The following is a 16,344-nucleotide window of genomic DNA, read 5'->3' as shown; positions in this document are numbered from 1 at the left end:
TTCAGGCGAACCGCCTCCTCAACCGCGATCTCGTCAAACGGGTTCATGCTCATCTTCACATTCGACAAGTCAACGCCCGAACCGTCCGCCTTCACACGAGGCTTCACGTTGTAATCAAGTACGCGCTTGATCGGTACCAAACACTTCATGGCTGCACCTTTTCAAATCATCATCCGAACCAAGACCTTAGCGGCCTGAAAATTGCGGCTTTCGCTTTTCTCCAAAGGCGCGGATCGCCTCGGCGAAATCGCCGGTGCGACCGGCTATCGACTGGTTATCCCGCTCCACATCCAGCGTCGCATCGAAACCCTGTTCCAACGCAAAAGCCACCTGTCGGCGAATCAGGCCCATCGCGCGAGTCGGCCCGGCGGCCAGACGCGCGGCCAGCCTCTGCGCCTCGGTCAGCACCATCTCGTCTGCCACCACCCGCGTGACCAGCCCGGCAGCTCGCGCCTCATCGGCGCCCATGCGTTCGCCCAGCAGCGCCATTTCCAGCGCCCGCGCGCGACCTGCGCTGCGCGCCACCAGCCATGTTGCGCCTGCATCCGGTACCAGAGCGATGTTTACAAAGGCCAGCAGCAGATAGCCCCGCTCGCCCATCACCACGATATCACCCGCCAACGCCACGCTCAGCCCCGCGCCTGCACAGGGACCATTGAGCGCGCTGACGACCGGAATCTCGAGCGCCGCCAGTTTGCGCATGAAGGGATGGTAGTGCTCGTCGAGCAGCGCGCCAAGATCCTCGGGCAAACCCTCATAACCGGCCCCGTCGGGCGCGATATCGGCACCCGAGCAGAAGAAGCGCCCCTCGCCCGTCAGCACCAGCGCCCGCGCGCCATCGGTCAGAGCCGCATCCACCGCCGCGCCCATCTCGCCAAACATGGCCGGGGTCAGAGCGTTGAGCTTGTCCGGACGGTTGAGAGTAACCGTCACGACATCGCCCACCCGCGAAACCTTGATAAAGCGGTAAGTTGTCATGCAGCCTCGATCACCATCGCTATACCCTGACCGCCACCAATGCACATGGTGATCAACCCATAGCGCCCACCCGTCCGGCGCAGTTCATAGGCGGCCTTGACCGTCAGGATCGCCCCGGTTGCCCCAACTGGATGGCCCAGCGCGATTCCGCTGCCATTGGGATTAAGCTTGCCCGGATCGAAGCCCAATTCGCGAGCCACAGCCAATGCCTGCGCCGCAAAGGCTTCATTCGCCTCGATCACGTCCATATCGGCCAGCGTCAGCCCCGCGCGCGCCAGCGCCACAGGCACCGCGCGCACCGGCCCCACGCCCATATAGGCCGGTTCGACCCCCGCATGGCCCCAACTGACAATCCGCGCCAAAGGTTTCAGCCCCTTGGCCGCCACCGCATCGCCCGTGGCCAGCACCACGGCGGCCGCGCCATCATTGATCCCGCTGGCATTGGCGGCGGTGACGGTGCCATCTTTCTTGAACACCGGCTTCATGCCCGCGAGGCTTTCAAGCACCGTATCCGCGCGGGGGTGCTCGTCGGTGTCAAAGACAGTGACGCCCTTGCGCGTCTTGATCTCAACCGGCAGGATCTGCTCCTTGAAGCGCCCTTCCTCAATGGCCCGGATCGCGCGGGCATGGCCCTCGACCGCCAGCGCGTCCTGCGCCTCGCGGGTGATGCCGTGGCGCTCGGCCACATTTTCCGCCGTAACGCCCATGTGATAGCCGCCCACCGGATCGGTCAGCGCCTGCACCATCGCATCGACCAGCGTGGCATCCCCCATCTTGCGGCCCCAGCGCTGGCCATGGTCGTGATAGGGCGCGTTCGACATGCTCTCGGCCCCGCCCGCAACGGCCACACCCGCTTCGCCCAGTTTCATCATCTGGGCGGCCGAAATGATCGCCTGAAGCCCCGATCCGCACAGGCGGTTAACCGTCAGCGCCGGAGCCTCCTGCGGGATCCCCGCATTGAGCGCTGCCACGCGCGCCAGATAGGCATCCTTGGCGCTGGTATGGATGACCTGCCCCATCACCACATGTTCGACATCCGCCGGCGACAGGCCAGAGCGCGCAACCGCCTCGGCAATCACCCGGCCGCCCAGATCGGCGGCGGCAAAGCCCTTGAGCGATCCGCCAAAATCACCAATCGCGGTGCGCACGCCGCTGACGATGTAGATGTCGGGTGATTGGGTCACGTCGGTCGGTCCTGTCATAATGGGAATAAGGGTGTCGCATGGCGTCTGGTCCCGCGCGGGGCTTGCCGCAACTGCTCAGAAGATCAGGTGGCCGCCTTGGCGGCAACGGCGGCATGGATCGTGGCCGGATCGAAATAATAGGGCGTGATCTGGCAACATTTGCCATCGCGAAAGCGGAAAACCTCGCATAATTCGGCCGGCTTGAGCGCCGGATCGGCAAAGCGCAGGGACAGGATCGTCACCGCATGGTCGCGCCCTGCGGTGGTTTCCACCCGGTCCATCGCCACCACATCCATCATGCCCATCACCTTGACGAACAGATCATACAGGCCGCTCTTGCCATGATAGGCCCCGGCCATCGGCAATCCTTCGGCCTCCACCGCCACAAAGTCGTCGGTCAGACGCTCGGCGGCGGCCTCCCACTGGCCGGTGCCGGTCAGTTCATAGAGTTCATCAACAAAGGCGATCATCTCATCGGGCGTCATGGCGGCATCCTTATCTGTGGCCTGTTGATCTGGGGCTTGCTGTTTGACCCCATCATCGCCCCTGACGCGCCAACCACCACCTAGCGAAAAGGCTAGAGGCGACAAGCCCGTCGCGCGCCCTATCAAGGGGGCAACAAAACAATCGGGATGCCTGACCATGTCCTCTTCGCTGCCGGCCACAGCCCGCCATATCATCCTGCGCCACCGCCCCGTCGGGGTGCCGCAGGCCGATTGCTTTGCCTTGTCCGAAACCCCGATGCCCCAGCCGGGCCAAGGGCAAATGCTGGTGCGGATGCTGGTCGGCTCGGTCGATCCGGCGATTCGCGGCTTTCTGGATGACCGGCCCTCCTATTTGCCGCCGGTGGCGATCGGCGCGCCGGTCAACGGCATGTCGCTGGGCCAGATTGTCGTTTCGCATCATCCCGACTGGCCGGAGGGCGCCTTTGTCCGGGTGTTCGGCACATGGTCGGATCATTTCGTGATCGGGCCTGACGCACTGGGGCTTGAACGGGTGACGCCCGCGCCGGGCGTACCGCTGCGCGCCTATATGGGGGCGCTGGGGCCGGTGGGGCTGACGGCGTGGGTGGGCCTGTTTGCCGTGGGCGCGGCCAAGGCGGGCGAGACGGTGCTGATCAGCGCGGCGGCGGGGGCAACCGGCAGCACCGCACTGCAATTGGCCAAGGCGGCGGGATGCCGCGTGGTGGCCATGGCGGGCGGCGCGCACAAGGCGCAGATCCTGCGCGATCTCGGCGCGGATGCCGTGGTCGACTATCGTGCGGTGCCCAACCTTGGCGCCGCGCTGGATGCAGCGGCGCCCGGCGGGATCGACGTCTATTTCGACAATATCGGCGGTCCGACGCTCGACATTGTCCTGCCACGCATGCACGAACAGGGGCGGATTGCGCTGTGCGGTATGATCGCGCAATATAATGACGCCGACCATCCCTACGGCGTTCAGAATCTGTGGCAGATGGTGATCAAGCGGCTGACGATGCGTGGTTTTCTGACCTATGACCATGCCGACCGGCTGGGCGAGGCGCAGGCCATGCTCGACCGTTTGCACCATGCGGGCCGGCTTCGCCCGCTGGAAAATATCCATCATGGTTTTGAGCGCTTGCCAGAAGCCTTCATCGCCCTGATGCAGGGTACAACCACCGGCAAGACTTTGGTGGAAATAGCATAATCGGGAAAGGGAAAGCACGAGTGAGTGATAAAGTCTGGCACCGGCTGGGCGCGGAAGCCGCCGTTGAGGATGGGCAAATGAGCGTCCATGCCGTCGGCGGTTGGCAAATTTTGCTGGCGCGCAGCGAGGGCGAATTGGTGGCCATCAATGACCGTTGCACCCACGCCGCCTCGCGCCTTTCGACCGGGCGTATCCGGCGCGGGGCGATCATGTGTCCGCTGCATGGCGCACGCTTCGATCTGGCCGACGGGCGCTGCATCGGCGGGGCCTATCCGGCGGTGCGGCAATTTGCGCTGCGCGTGGTCGATGGCATGGTCGAGGTCGAAGTGCCTAACCGCACGCCGGGCATGGATGAGACGCCGGTCGAGGCGTAAGGCGCCCCCCGGTGCTTGCCGCCTGTGCCTGTGCAATGCGCTAGGCGCGCGGGGCGGCGCGAGGCTCTATCATCGCCATAAAATCAGAAATGGGAGAGCATCCATGTCCTTTACCGGCCCCGCCGAAGACCGCCTTGCGCTGCGCGAATTGCTGGAAACCTATGCCGATGCCGTCACGCGCTGCGACGCGCAGGCATGGGGCGCGACATGGGCGCCCGATGCGCAATGGTCGCTGCCCGATTATCCCGAGATCGGCACCACCCATGGCCGCGACGCCATCGTCGCCATGTGGGTCGAGGCGATGAAGCACTATCCCGGCATCATGTTTGAAGCATGGCCCGCCAGCATCGCGGTGGATGGCGACACCGCCACCATGCGCTCCTACACTTCCGAGGTCTATGACTGGGCCGATGGCGTCCACCGCGACCGGGGGCAATATGAGGATGAATGCGTCAGGATCGACGGGCGCTGGCATTTCAGCCGCCGGACCTTTCGCAACATCCACCGCCAGATCGGCCCCAAAGGCCTGTGAACGCCGCCATGGCGTGCAACCGCTATTGGCGGCTCGATGCGCATCCGGTCGGACAGGATTTTGCCGCCGCCCTCTCCCTGCAGACCGAAACGCCCGCCCCTTTGGCCGATGGAGAGGTACGGATTGCGGTGGACTATCTCTCGATGGACGCGGGCACGCGGATGTGGATGACAGGCCGCACCGATGGCTATCAGCCGCCGCTGGCGTTGGGGTCGCGGATGGTGGGGCTGGTGCTGGGCCGGGTGTGCGAGAGCCGCGCCCCCGGCTTTGCGGTCGGCGATCTGGTGCGCGGCTTTGGCCAATGGGCCGAACTGGCGGTGGTCGTGCCCGCGCTCGCCGGGCTGGAGCGGATTGAGGGGCCATTGGCCGACCCGCGCGATCCCTTTGGCGTGGCCGGGTTGAACGCCTGGACCGCGCATATCGGCGTTTGCGATGTCGCCGGGCTGTGCGCGGGGCAATGGCTGGCCGTGTCCGCCGCGGCGGGAGCGACCGGGGTGATGGCCTGCCAGATCGGCCGCAATCTGGGCGCGCATGTGGTGGGGATTGCGGGCGGGCCGGACAAATGCCGCTATTTGACCGAGGTGGTCGGGATCGACCTTGCCCTTGATTACCGGGCGCAGGATGTCTCGGCCGCGCTGGCCCGGATCGAAGGCGGGGTCCATGCCTATTTCGACAATGTGGGCGGGGCGCTGCTCGACGCGGTCTTGCCCAATATGGCGCATTATGGGCGGGTGGCCGTGTGCGGCATGGTGGCGGGCTATGACGGAGCGCCCCTGCCCGGCCCGTCGCGGTTTGATCAGGTGTTGATGCGGCGCTTGCGCATCGAAGGGTTTTTCATCCCCGATGTGCTGGCTTCGGGCGGGGTTTTTCCGGCGGTCCTGCGCGATTGGGCGCGCGAGGGGCGCCTGTCGATGCCCTTTGACCAGAGCGAGGGCATTGAAAACGTGCTCGTGGCCTATGCGCGCATGATGGGCGGGGCCAATATCGGCAAGACAATCGTGAAAGTGAGCCGCTGATGCCGATCATCCACCACCATGCCCCCTTGCGCGCGCTGGTTGCGGTGCGCGGCCATCCGTTTGACCGCACCGCCTTTGACGCGATGTTTCAGGCGATGCCGGGCGTTTCGGCCACGATGGTCGACCAACCCGCCGCCGCCTTGCTGATGAACCCGCAGGGCATGGGCGATTTCGACGTGCTGGTGCTTTACGACATGCCGGGGCTGGATTTCGAGGCCGAGGCGCCGCTGGCCTTTATCGACCCATCGCCCGCCTTGCGCGCCGGTTTTCGCGCCCTGCTCGAACAGGGCAAAGGCGTGCTGGCGCTGCATCATGCGCTGGCCGGATGGCCGACATGGGGCGAGTATCACGAATGGCTGGGAGGGCAATTTCTCTATCGCCCGGCCCATGTGCGGGGCATAGCCCGGCCCGACAGCGGCTATCGGCACGATGTCGCCTATACCGCCAGCATCACGCCCCACCCCATCACCGCGGGCCTGCCCGTCCATTTCGCGATGCAGGATGAACTCTATCTGGCCGAGGTGTTCACCGATATGGTCGAGCCGCTGATGACCTGTGACGCGGCCTTCACGCGCGATCACTTCTGGTCGGCGCAGCGCGCCGTCGAGGGCCAGATGTTTTGCCGCGAAGGCTGGGATCATCCACCCGGATCATCGCTCATCGGCTGGACCAAAATGGCGATCAACAGCCGTCTTGCCTATCTGCAACCGGGCGATGGCCCGGCGGCCTATGACAATCCCCATTATCGGCGGCTGGTGGAAAATGCGCTGCGCTGGGTGGCGGGCGCGCCAACGCCCGCCTGAAGGCTCAGCGCGCCGTCATCCCGCCATCGACCACCATTTCCGTACCGGTGATATAGCGCGCCTCATCCGAGGCAAGGAACAGGTTCATGTTCGCAATGTCTTCGGGCGCCCCCATATAGCCCATCGGGATAAGCGCCATCGTCGCGTCATAATTGGCGGCATTGTCTTCCAGCGCCACGCCCTGAATGTTGGTGGCGATCATGCCGGGGTGGACCGAATTGCAGCGAATGCCTTCGGTCGCGCCCTCCAGCGCCACCACCTTGGTCAACAGCCGCACGCCGCCCTTGGAGGCGGCATAGGAGGCGCAGCCCGGAACCCCGATCAATCCGGCCACCGAGGAGATGTTGATGATCGCGCCGCCGCGCGCCTTGCCGTCGCTGCCTGTGCGGCGCATCATCGCCATGGCCCGACGCGCCCCTTGAAACACACTGGTCAGATTGACATCGATCTGGTGCTGCCAATCGGCGGTGGAGACCGTGTCCATCATGCCCAGCACCGCGATTCCGGCATTGTTGACCAGCACGTCGAGCCGCCCTTCGGCTTCGTCAACCGCGGCCATCACGCGGTCCCAATCGGCCTCGCTGGTCACATCGTGATGCAACGCGACCGCATAGCCGCCGCTCTGGCGGATACCATCGGCCACCTTTTCCGCCCCGGCCAGATCGCGGTCGGTCAGATAGACCCTGGCGCCTTCCTGCGCAAAGCGGATCGCGGTGGCGCTGCCCAATCCGGGCACCGAGGCCCCGCCGGTCACCAGCGCCACTTTTCCTTCCAGCCGTGCCATAATCCTTGCTCCTGCTTATCAAAAGGGCGGCACGAGAACCCCGCGCCGCCCTCGGTCATTGCCACAATCTCAGAACTTGACGCCCAAAGTGGCGCCATAGGTGCGCGGCTCCAGCGCCGAGGCAAAGGACCACAGGCCCGCCACCGTGAAGGCCGCCGTGGTCGTGCGCGTATCGGCCAGATTGCGGCCAAAGACGCGAACATAAGCGTCGGCGCCTTGCAGCTTGAAATTGACCGTCATGCTGGCGTCGAGCAGATCCTGGGTGGCGGTGCGCACGCGCGCATCATTGCCGTTGACGATTACCTTGGTCACGGTGGTCCCCGACATCACCGGCGTCAGCCCGCCCAGCGAGATCTGCGAGTCGTAAGGATCGATGTGGCGCAGGCCCAGCGCAGTGACCACGCTGCCAAAGCCGGTCTTGGCGGTATATTCGGCATTGACCGACCCGGAGAACTTGGGCGCATAGATCAGATTGTTGTTTGAATAATCAAAGGGAACAATCGCCCCGCCATAGATATTGCCCACCACGAAATTGCGGAAGTGCGAATCCATGATCGATGCGCTGGCGGTCAACTTCAAGCCATCCATCGGGCGCAGGGTGGCGTCCATTTCCACGCCCTTGATGGTGGCGCCGCCCACATTGCTGGTGATCGTCTGGTTGCCGGTGGGGCCGCCGGGGATCGTGGTGTTCTGCTGCATGTTCTTGTAATCGGAAATGAACCCGGCCACGTTGAATTGCAGCATCCGGTTGAGCGCGTCGAATTTCGCGCCGATTTCATAGGAATCGACGGTTTCGGGCTGGAACGGGGTGCTGGCCGTGGCCGCCGTGGCGGCGCGAGGGCTGAACCCGCCCGAACGATAGCCGCGTGACCAGCTGGCATAGAACATCATGTTGGTGTTGGGCCGATAGTCGACGCCGATCTTGGGCGTGAACTTGGAAAAGCCGCGCTTGCCCGAGCCGACCAGACCGGTGCTGGCAAAGCTGTTGGTCAATTGCTTTTCGTCATGGCTCCAGCGGCCGCCAAACGAAATGCGCCACTTGTCGGCCACCGCCCAGTTGAAGTCGCCAAACACGGCATAGCTTTCGGTCTTGCCGTAAACGCTTTGGGCGTTGGTGTCGAAAACGCAGGGCGGCGTTGTCGGGCTGAAACCGAACACGCGCGAACATTGGGTCAGATTATAGTTCGAGGTGAAATAATAGACACCGGCGACATAATCAAAGCCGTCAAACAATTTGCCCGCACCGCGCAATTCCTGGCTGACCTGCGTATAACGCTGGCGGCGGTCGACGTAATAAAGATCGGTCGAGGAACCATCGAAGTCCTGGGTCTGATATTCCTTGGTATGGCGCCAACCCGTAATCGAGGTCAGCTTGATCCCGCCAACATCATAATTCATTTCCAGCGTGGCGGCGGGGGCTTTGTAATTGCTGGTCGCGCTCTGGCCAAAGGTGGTGTAAATGTCGGTGGTGGTGTTGCGGTTGCATTCTTTGGCCGGTTCATAGGAGCAGAACAGCTCGCTGCTGTTGGCAATATTGGCCACCACAGGGTCGAAATTCTGCGTGGTGTTTTCCAGCGTCAGGATCGCGTCAAAGCTGGAATTTTCGGGGCGATAACGCAGGGCCGCGCCGAAATTGTCGCTCTTGCTCCACCCGCTGGGCTGTTTGGTGGTGACGTTGTTGTAAAAGCCGTCGGTCTGATTGTGGAAATACCAGAACTTGGCGCCCAGCGATGACCCATTGCCGACATTGACCACCGCCTTGGCGTTCCATGTGTTCCACTGGCCATACGAGCCTTCGACCTTGACGCTGTTCTTCATCGTCGGCTTGGTGCGGCGAATGTTGATGACGCCGCCGATGGTGTTGGCGCCAAACAGCGTGCCCTGCGGCCCGCGCAGCACTTCGAGCTGTTCGATGTCGAAAGCATCCTGCAGCTGGCCCGTGCTGGTGCCGATGGTCACGCCATCGACCACCACGCCCACCGTCGGGGTCTGGCTCTTTTCGATGTCGGCATAGGTCAGGCCGCGGATCGAGAGATTGGCTGCCTGACCGCCCGAATTCTGCTGGGTGATCAACAGGCCGGGCGCCGCCCCCGTCAAATCGCCGATATTGGCCGAAGCCTTGTTTTCCAGCATGCCCGCATTGATCGCGGTGATTGCCACAGGGGTGGTCTGCAGAGTTTCGGACCGGCGGCGTGCGGTCACGATGATGGCGTTGGAATCGACCGGCATCTGCGCTGCGGCCTGCCCTGTTCCGGCTTGTTGCGCCAACGCCGCCATGGGCGCCCCGGCCAGACACGAACCAATCAATAAGCCGCTCATGGCGCGCTTTGCAAAGATGCTCTGCATGTCCTTCCTCTCCGTGGATTATCGCGAAGGGGTATGCCCCTTTCCGTCCACGGCAACCTAAGCTCGGTAAGGCAAACGAACCTACTGCAACAAATCATAGGTGCATGCAGACAGGTTTGGTCCACATTCCGCCCAACGAGAGGAGAGCTTATGCCCCAACCTGAAAACCGCCGATTTCTCTTGGTGAAACGCCCCGTTGGCACACCCTTGCGCGATGATTTTCAACTGGTGCGCGAGGCCGTGCCCGATGCGCCCGATGGCGGCATGGTGGTGCGTAACCGCTTCATTTCGCTCGATCCGGCCCAGCGCGGATGGATGGATGACGCGCCCAGCTATATGCCGCCGATCGCGCTGGGCGATCCGGTGCGCGCCACAACGGTGGGCGTGGTCGAGTCCTCGCGCAATCCTGATTTTCGGCCCGGCGACTGGGTGCTGGGGCTGAACGCCATCGAAGATTTCTCGGTGGTGTTGCCCGGCGGCTTCACCAGCCGGATCAATGTGGGGATCGTTGACCGGCCTTCGCGCTATCTCTCGGCGGTGGGCGCGGTGGGGCTGACCGCCTATTTCGGCCTGCTCGACGCCGGACAGCCCCAACCGGGCGAGACGCTGCTGGTGACAGGGGCGGCAGGCGCGGTCGGGTCGATGGTGGGCCAGATCGGCAAGATCATGGGGATGCGGGTGATCGGCATTGCCGGGGGCGCCGAGAAATGCCGCCGTCTGGTTCAGGATTACGGCTTTGATGCGGCCATCGACTACAAGGGCAAATCACAGGATGACATCGCCGCCGAAATCGCCGCGGCGGCGCCCCAGGGCATTGACATCCTGTTCGAAAATGTCGGCGGCGCGGTGATGGATGCGGCCATGCTCAATCTGGCGCTGCACGCACGGGTGGTGCTGTGCGGGTTGATCAGCGAATATAACAGCGCGCAAAAGGTGGGCATGCGCAACCTGTGGCAGGTGATTGTCAAACAGGCCACCATCAAAGGCTTCCTGATCGCCGCCTATGTCCCCCGCTTTGCCGAAGGCGGCGCCCGGATCGCCCAATGGATCGCCGAGGGCAAATTGCGCGTCGACGAGGATGTCCAGCATGGTCTGGACAATGCCTATGACGCCTTCATGCGGCTGTTTTCAGGGGAAAACACCGGCAAGCTGGTGCTGGAGGTCGATTGATGACGGGGCGGCTCAACGAGCGCTGCGGCATTGTTACGGGCGCGGGGTCGGGCATTGGTGCGGCCACCGCCCGCCGCCTGCGGCAGGACGGTGCGCGGGTGCTGACGGCGGATATGCGGGGCGAGGTTGACCTGCTGCTCGACGTGACCGCGCGCGATGCGGGCAAGACCCTGACCGAGGCGACCATGGCACGCTTTGGCCGCCTCGATTTCGTCGTCCCCTGCGCCGGTGTCAGTGCTTTCTGCCCGCTTGCGGGGCACAGCGACGACTATTTCGAGCAGGTCATGGCGGTCAATGTCACTGCCGTCTTCCGACTGATCCGCGATGCCGCACCCCATTTGTGCGCCAGCCCGGCGGGGCGGATCGTCACTATCGGCTCGGTCGCCTCGGCCTTTGGCGATGCGGGGCTGGTGGCTTATGGCACATCCAAACACGCGGTGCTGGGCATGACCCGCGCGCTGGCGGGCGAGCTTGGCCCCCATGGCGTCACCGCCAATTGCGTGATGCCCGGCGCCATCGACACGCCCATGACCGCGCCCGCCTTTGCCGCCATGCCCGAATATCGCACCCATTGGGAGCGAAAGGCCGCGCTGGGCCGTTTGGGCCGGCCAGAGGATATTGCCGATGTCATCGCCTTTTTGCTGAGCGATGACGCGCGCTTTGTCACGGGTCAGGAATGGATGGTGGACGGCGGGGCTATGACGCGGATGTGATCGCCCCGCCCTCTGTCAAACTGGCCCGCTCAGAACTGCACCCGTTTGGTATAGCCGCCATCGACCACGATGTTGGTGCCCGTGGTATAGGACGAGGCGTCGCTGGCCAGAAAGACCACGGTGCGCGCAACGTCCTCCGGCCCGCCCCAGCGGCCGAGCGCGAATTGTGCCTGTGTGGCATCGTAAAGTTCGGGCATCGCCCCTTCGATCGCCTCCCAATTGCCGCCGGGGAACTTGATCGGGCCGGGCGAAACCGCATTCACCCTGATGCCCTTTGGCCCCAGCGCCTGACTGAGCTGTCCGGCATAGACGATCAACGCGCCTTTAAGCGCGTTATACCCCTGCGGCACAATAAAGGTCTCCAGCCCCGCCGTGCTGGCGGTGATCACGATACTGCCCGCGCCCGATGCGGCCAGATGATCTTCGAGCACCTCGACCCCGATGACCGCACCCATGATGTCGTAATCAAGGCCCTTTTGCCAATCGCCGGTCGCGCCCGCGCCGCTGGTCGAAATCATCGGCACAAAGATGTCGCAGCCGCCCAGCGCCTCGGCCGCACCGGCCAGCCACGCGCGATAGGCATCATGGCCCGCCTCCATGTCAAAGGCAGAGCCAAACACCTTGCCGCCATGTTTTTCGAGCGCGGCCACCGTTTCGGCCACCTGATCGGGATTGCGCGAACAGAAGGCGACATCGGCCCCCTCGGCGGCGAACAATTCGACGCTGGCGCGGCCGATGCCCCGGCTGCCCCCGGTCAGAATGACCTTTTTGCCCTTCAGTCCCAGATCCATTTTGCACATCCTCTTTGCCGCGCCACACCAGCGCCGGTGATGGGATGACCTTGCGCATCCCCTCACGTCGCGGCCACTCGCCTTTTGGAGAGGAATGGCAGGCGGGCCGGTGTGATAGCAAGGGGCAAGCAAGATAAAGCGAGAGGATATTATGGGCCGATTGAAAGGCAAACGCGCCATCGTTCTGGGCGCGGGCAACAAGGGCAACATGGGACAGCATATCGCCCGCCGCTTTTTGGACGAAGGCGCGGCGGTCACCGTGGCGGGGCGCAAGGAAAGCGTGCTGGCCGAATTTGCCGAGGCCAACGCCTGCTATTGGGCGCCTTGCGACATCACCAATGCGCAAAGTCTGGCCGTGATGGCGGATGCGGCCGTGGCGGCGATGGGCGGCGTGGACATTGCCGTCAACGCCACCGGCTGGGGCCTGCTCAAGCCGTTCCTCGACACCACGCGCGAGGAATTGGATGCGATGACCGATCTGCAATATATCGGCCCCTATCAGTTCTTTCAGACGATGATCCGCAAGATGGCCCGCAGCATGGGAGGCGAGGGCGGATCGATCATCCAGATCAGCAGCGCCACCGCCACGATCATGCTCAACGATCACGCCGCCTATATGGGCACCAAAGCGGGGACCGACCATGTCATCCGCTGTGTCGCCCATGAATTTGGCGCGGAGGGCATCCGCGCCAATTCGATTTCGCCGGGCCTGACCGAGACGCCGATGACGGCCGATGCCAAAACGGTGCCGGGCCTGTTCGACTGTTTCGTCGCGGGCTATCCGCTGGGCCGGATCGGCACCAGCGATGATATTGCCGCCGCCGCCGTGTTTCTGGCCAGCGACGAGTGCTTTATGACCGGAGAGAACCTTCAGGTGAACGGCGGCCTGACCCTGCGCCGCAACCCCACGCGCGAGGAAATGGGCGCGGCCGTCGCGGCGGCCACAGGCAGTTAAATGGCGATGCCGGGGGCGATATCAGCCCCCGGCCTCCTGCCGGATACGCTGCGCAATATCCTCGCGCAGCTTGTCCTTGCGGATCTTGCCCGAGGCGGTGCGGGGCAGACTCTCGACCCATTCAAAGCGTTCGGGGATCTTCTGCTTGGCCAGCCCGCTCTGCGCGACATGGGCGGCCAGATCCGATGCCTGCGCCGCGCCTTGCCCCACCACAAAGGCACAGACCCCCTCGCCCAGACGCGGATGGGGCATGGCCACCACCGCGCAATCAGCCACGGCGGGATGAGTCAGCAGGACCTGCTCGATCTCGGTGGCGGAAATGTTTTCGCCGCCCCGGATAATCAGGTCCTTTTTTCGCCCGGTGATGGTCAAACTGCCGCGCGCATCGCGCCGCCCCAGATCGCCGGTGCGAAAATATCCCTGATCGTCAATGGCCTCGGCGGTCTGGGCCGGACCGGCATACCCCACCATCATCGCCGGACCCCGCGCCAGAATTTCGCCCTCCTGCCCATCGGGCACATCATGGCCCGCCTCATCGACGATCCGCACCTGATAATCGACAATGCGCCCGTCGGTCGCCGCCGCCAGTTCGGGGTCATCGGGCCAGCCAAAGGTGACGAGCGGCACTTCAGAGCTGCCGAAAACGCGAAAGGGGGCGCAATGCGCAAAGGCCTTGCGCGCCTTGGCGATGACCTCGGGCGCCACCGCCGCCCCGCCGCAGGCAAAGAAGCGCAAGGACGGCAGACCATCGCCCGCCGCCAGCGCCGCATGAGCCAATTCGACCAGAAAGGGCGTCGCCGCCACCGTCCCGGCCACCTGATGCCGATGGATCAGCGCAAGAGCCTCCCCGGCATTCCAGCTTTCCATCAGCACAGTCTGCGTGCCCGCCACAAAGGGCATGGCCAAGCCGTTGGCATAGCCCGAAACATGCGTCACGGGCGAGGGCATCAACACCGCATCGCCCCGCCCCAGCCCCCAATAGGCCGCGCTCTGTTCGATGATGCGGCCCAGCGTGGCGTGGCTGTGCAGCACGCCCTTGGGCCGCCCGGTGGTGCCCGATGTGTAAAGCACCATGCTGATGCTTTGCGGATCAATGGCTTCGCGGGCCGAAGGCAAGGCCGCGCCCGCCGCGATCAAGGCGCCATAATCATCCGCCCCCTGCCCCCGCACGGTGAAAATATGCGTCAGTTCGGGCAGATCGGCCTGAACCCGGCGCGCCATGGCCAGATAGTCGATCTTGCGGAAAATATGCGGCACAAAAATCGCCCGCGCCCCGCAATCGCCCAGCATGATGCGCATTTCGGCATCGCGATAGATCGGCACGATGGGGTTGAGCACCAGCCCGGAAAGCGCCGCCGCCAGATTGAGCACCGCCGCCTCGCGCCAGTTGGGCAATTGAAACGCCACCACATCGCCGCGCACCAGCCCGCGCGCGCGCAGCGCCGAGGCCAGCGCCATCGCCTCGCCCCAGACCTCGCGCATGGTCATCGCGCCTTGCGGGTCAATCAGGCACAGATCATCGCTGCGGCTCTGCGCCCATTCCTGCGCGCGGTCGGCAATCGTGCGGTCCGGCCACAGACCGTGGTCGGCAAAGGCGCGCTGATGTGGCGCCGGCACCTCTGGCCAGAGCCGGGGAGTTTTGTTGCAGTTGCCCATGAACCTCTCTCGTTATCGGCGCCATTGTGGGGTGGGGCGGCGGCCCTGTCCACTTGGTAAAAGGGTGAGGGCAAAAGAGTGAGGAACCTGTCACCTGTCCCAGCTTGGCAGCCTCTTGCGCCTGCGGCAGTCTGGCAGCCGAAAACCCCGTTTGAGGGAGGAGAGGATTGATGAGCACCCATAAGGTGGACCGCCGCCAGCGCATTGGCGATGTTGCGGAAATCATGCTGGATTATGTGGAACACAAAACCACCTATCAGGCCCAAACGACCGCCAGGGTGCGCACTGCCAGCTATACCGACCCTGACCAGTGGAAGGCGGAGATGGAGCTGATCTTTCGCCGCGTGCCGCTGATGCTGGGCTTTACCGCCGAAATGCCCCATCCGGGCGATTTCAAGGCCATGGAGGCCATGGGCCTGCCCGTGCTGATCAGCCGCGACAAGAGCGGGCAGGTGCGTGCCTTTCTCAACGTCTGCTCGCATCGCGGGGCGCCGGTGGCCGCCGAGGGGCGGGGCAATTGCGCGCGCTTCACCTGCAAATATCACGGCTGGACCTATGCGCAGGACGGCAAGCTGATCGGCCTGTCGGAAGCGGCGACCTTTGGCGATGTGGACAAGGCGGGTCTGGCGCTGCGCGCGCTGCCCTGCGAAGAACGGGGCGGCATGATCTTTGTGTGCCTTACGCCCAATGCGCCGATGGATCTCGACCACTATTTTCAGGGTTTTCTGGAAGATTTCGAGGCGGTTGATTTTGCCAACTGGGCCTATCTCGGCAGCCGGGTGATCGAGGGGGCCAATTGGAAAATCGCCTTTGACGGCTATCTCGAAGGCTATCACTTCGCCTCGCTGCACCCCAACACCATTGAGCCGCGCACGCCCTCCAACCGCACCTTTTATGAAGGTTTCGGCCCCTCGATGCGCATCGGCTTTCCCCAGCATCGCATTGCCGAGGCGCTGAAGGACATTCCGCGCGATCAATGGGGCGATCAGGAAAACAACGGCTTTGATTTCGTGCGGATTCTCTTCCCCAATGTCTCGGCCTTTCTTGCGCCCGAAATCACCCAGGTCGCCCAGCTCTTTCCGGGGCCGACGCCGGACAAGAACCGCACCGTCCTGCATTATCTGCGCCGCGACCCGATCCGCGACGATGCCGACCGCGAAAGCGCGGAAGGCATGATGAATTTCTTCCGCGATGTGACCTATCAGGAAGATTACGTCATCGGCATGGAGATCCAGAAAGGGCTGGAAAGCGGCGCGCATGACAATCTGACCTTTGGCCGCAACGAGCGGGGCAACCAATATTTCCACGAATGGCTCAACTGGTATCTGCAGGACGATCCGACCCTGCCCGAACCGGTCATGTGAACCACGCCCC

Annotated in this window: 16 protein-coding genes and 1 pseudogene; 9 read left to right on the top strand and 8 right to left on the bottom strand. The window is 63.9% G+C overall.

Features of this window, described 5'->3' with window-relative positions; all coding sequences use genetic code 11:
- The 4 genes and pseudogenes from GGR38_RS21210 to GGR38_RS21195 all read right to left on the bottom strand — a co-directional run.
- Nucleotides 1-149 (bottom strand): annotated as a pseudogene (locus tag GGR38_RS21210) (electron transfer flavoprotein subunit beta/FixA family protein); the annotation flags it as partial.
- Between the two features lie 37 nt (nt 150-186).
- Nucleotides 187-978 carry an enoyl-CoA hydratase-related protein gene (locus GGR38_RS21205; RefSeq protein WP_183628527.1) on the bottom strand — a complete coding sequence of 264 codons (792 nt, stop codon included), beginning with the start codon at nt 976-978 and terminating at the stop codon, nt 187-189.
- Entirely contained in the window at nt 975-2,162 is a 1,188-nt protein-coding gene (gene bktB / locus GGR38_RS21200; protein ID WP_343059192.1) for a beta-ketothiolase BktB, read from the bottom strand. Before bktB ends, GGR38_RS21205 begins: the two co-directional genes overlap by 4 nt.
- An 83-nt stretch (nt 2,163-2,245) precedes the next feature.
- Nucleotides 2,246-2,647 carry a nuclear transport factor 2 family protein gene (locus GGR38_RS21195; protein WP_168605847.1) on the bottom strand — a complete coding sequence of 134 codons (402 nt, stop codon included), beginning with the start codon at nt 2,645-2,647 and terminating at the stop codon, nt 2,246-2,248.
- 157 nt (nt 2,648-2,804) lie between these two features.
- Here GGR38_RS21195 and GGR38_RS21190 point away from each other — a divergent pair, with 157 nt between their 5' ends.
- The 5 genes from GGR38_RS21190 (at nt 2,805) to GGR38_RS21170 (ending at nt 6,555) form a co-directional block, all read left to right on the top strand.
- A complete protein-coding gene (locus tag GGR38_RS21190) occupies nt 2,805-3,830 on the top strand; it encodes an NADP-dependent oxidoreductase (RefSeq protein ID WP_183628522.1) in 1,026 nt (341 codons plus the stop codon).
- 20 nt (nt 3,831-3,850) lie between these two features.
- The gene (locus GGR38_RS21185) at nt 3,851-4,204 is read left to right on the top strand and encodes a Rieske 2Fe-2S domain-containing protein (RefSeq protein ID WP_183628520.1); all 354 of its coding nucleotides are present in this window, start codon (nt 3,851-3,853) and stop codon (nt 4,202-4,204) included.
- 103 nt (nt 4,205-4,307) lie between these two features.
- Nucleotides 4,308-4,736, top strand: coding sequence for a nuclear transport factor 2 family protein (locus tag GGR38_RS21180; protein WP_168605844.1), 429 nt, complete (start codon nt 4,308-4,310; stop codon nt 4,734-4,736).
- Nucleotides 4,737-4,744: 8 nt separating this feature from the next.
- Nucleotides 4,745-5,752: an MDR family NADP-dependent oxidoreductase gene (locus GGR38_RS21175; protein ID WP_183628512.1), complete on the top strand. Its 1,008-nt coding sequence runs from the start codon at nt 4,745-4,747 to the stop codon at nt 5,750-5,752.
- Nucleotides 5,752-6,555, top strand: coding sequence for a ThuA domain-containing protein (locus GGR38_RS21170; RefSeq protein ID WP_183628510.1), 804 nt, complete (start codon nt 5,752-5,754; stop codon nt 6,553-6,555). Before GGR38_RS21175 ends, GGR38_RS21170 begins: the two co-directional genes overlap by 1 nt.
- A 4-nt stretch (nt 6,556-6,559) precedes the next feature.
- Here the strand turns inward: GGR38_RS21170 and GGR38_RS21165 are convergent, their stop codons facing one another.
- Entirely contained in the window at nt 6,560-7,339 is a 780-nt protein-coding gene (locus GGR38_RS21165; RefSeq protein WP_183628508.1) for an SDR family NAD(P)-dependent oxidoreductase, read from the bottom strand.
- A 69-nt stretch (nt 7,340-7,408) separates the two neighbouring features.
- On the bottom strand, nt 7,409-9,658 hold the full coding sequence (locus GGR38_RS21160) for a TonB-dependent receptor (RefSeq protein ID WP_246405131.1): 2,250 nt from the start codon (nt 9,656-9,658) through the stop codon (nt 7,409-7,411).
- Nucleotides 9,659-9,835: 177 nt separating this feature from the next.
- Between GGR38_RS21160 and GGR38_RS21155 the strand changes: the two genes are divergently transcribed.
- Together GGR38_RS21155 and GGR38_RS21150 are read left to right on the top strand one after the other, a co-directional pair.
- Nucleotides 9,836-10,855: an NADP-dependent oxidoreductase gene (locus GGR38_RS21155; protein WP_183628505.1), complete on the top strand. Its 1,020-nt coding sequence runs from the start codon at nt 9,836-9,838 to the stop codon at nt 10,853-10,855.
- The gene (locus GGR38_RS21150; RefSeq protein ID WP_183628503.1) at nt 10,855-11,568 is read left to right on the top strand and encodes an SDR family NAD(P)-dependent oxidoreductase; all 714 of its coding nucleotides are present in this window, start codon (nt 10,855-10,857) and stop codon (nt 11,566-11,568) included. Before GGR38_RS21155 ends, GGR38_RS21150 begins: the two co-directional genes overlap by 1 nt.
- Before the next feature lie 29 nt (nt 11,569-11,597).
- On the opposite strand, the gene GGR38_RS21145 is transcribed toward GGR38_RS21150, so the two are convergent.
- Complete coding sequence (locus tag GGR38_RS21145; RefSeq protein WP_183628502.1) at nt 11,598-12,359, bottom strand: SDR family NAD(P)-dependent oxidoreductase; 762 nt, start codon at nt 12,357-12,359, stop codon at nt 11,598-11,600.
- Nucleotides 12,360-12,510: 151 nt separating this feature from the next.
- Between GGR38_RS21145 and GGR38_RS21140 the strand changes: the two genes are divergently transcribed.
- Entirely contained in the window at nt 12,511-13,314 is an 804-nt protein-coding gene (locus GGR38_RS21140; RefSeq protein WP_183628500.1) for an SDR family oxidoreductase, read from the top strand.
- A 21-nt stretch (nt 13,315-13,335) separates the two neighbouring features.
- Here the strand turns inward: GGR38_RS21140 and GGR38_RS21135 are convergent, their stop codons facing one another.
- Nucleotides 13,336-14,970: an AMP-binding protein gene (locus GGR38_RS21135; protein ID WP_183628499.1), complete on the bottom strand. Its 1,635-nt coding sequence runs from the start codon at nt 14,968-14,970 to the stop codon at nt 13,336-13,338.
- A gap of 170 nt (nt 14,971-15,140) precedes the next feature.
- On the opposite strand from GGR38_RS21135, the gene GGR38_RS21130 reads away from it, so the two are divergent.
- Complete coding sequence (locus GGR38_RS21130; protein ID WP_183628497.1) at nt 15,141-16,334, top strand: aromatic ring-hydroxylating oxygenase subunit alpha; 1,194 nt, start codon at nt 15,141-15,143, stop codon at nt 16,332-16,334.
- Nucleotides 16,335-16,344 lie beyond the last annotated feature (10 nt).

The sequence above is a fragment of the Novosphingobium sediminicola genome (genome assembly GCF_014196525.1).
GTDB classification, from domain to species: domain Bacteria; phylum Pseudomonadota; class Alphaproteobacteria; order Sphingomonadales; family Sphingomonadaceae; genus Novosphingobium; species Novosphingobium sediminicola.
The sequence above is the reverse complement of the archived record's forward strand: the minus strand, read 5'-3'. Positions and strand labels throughout refer to the sequence as shown.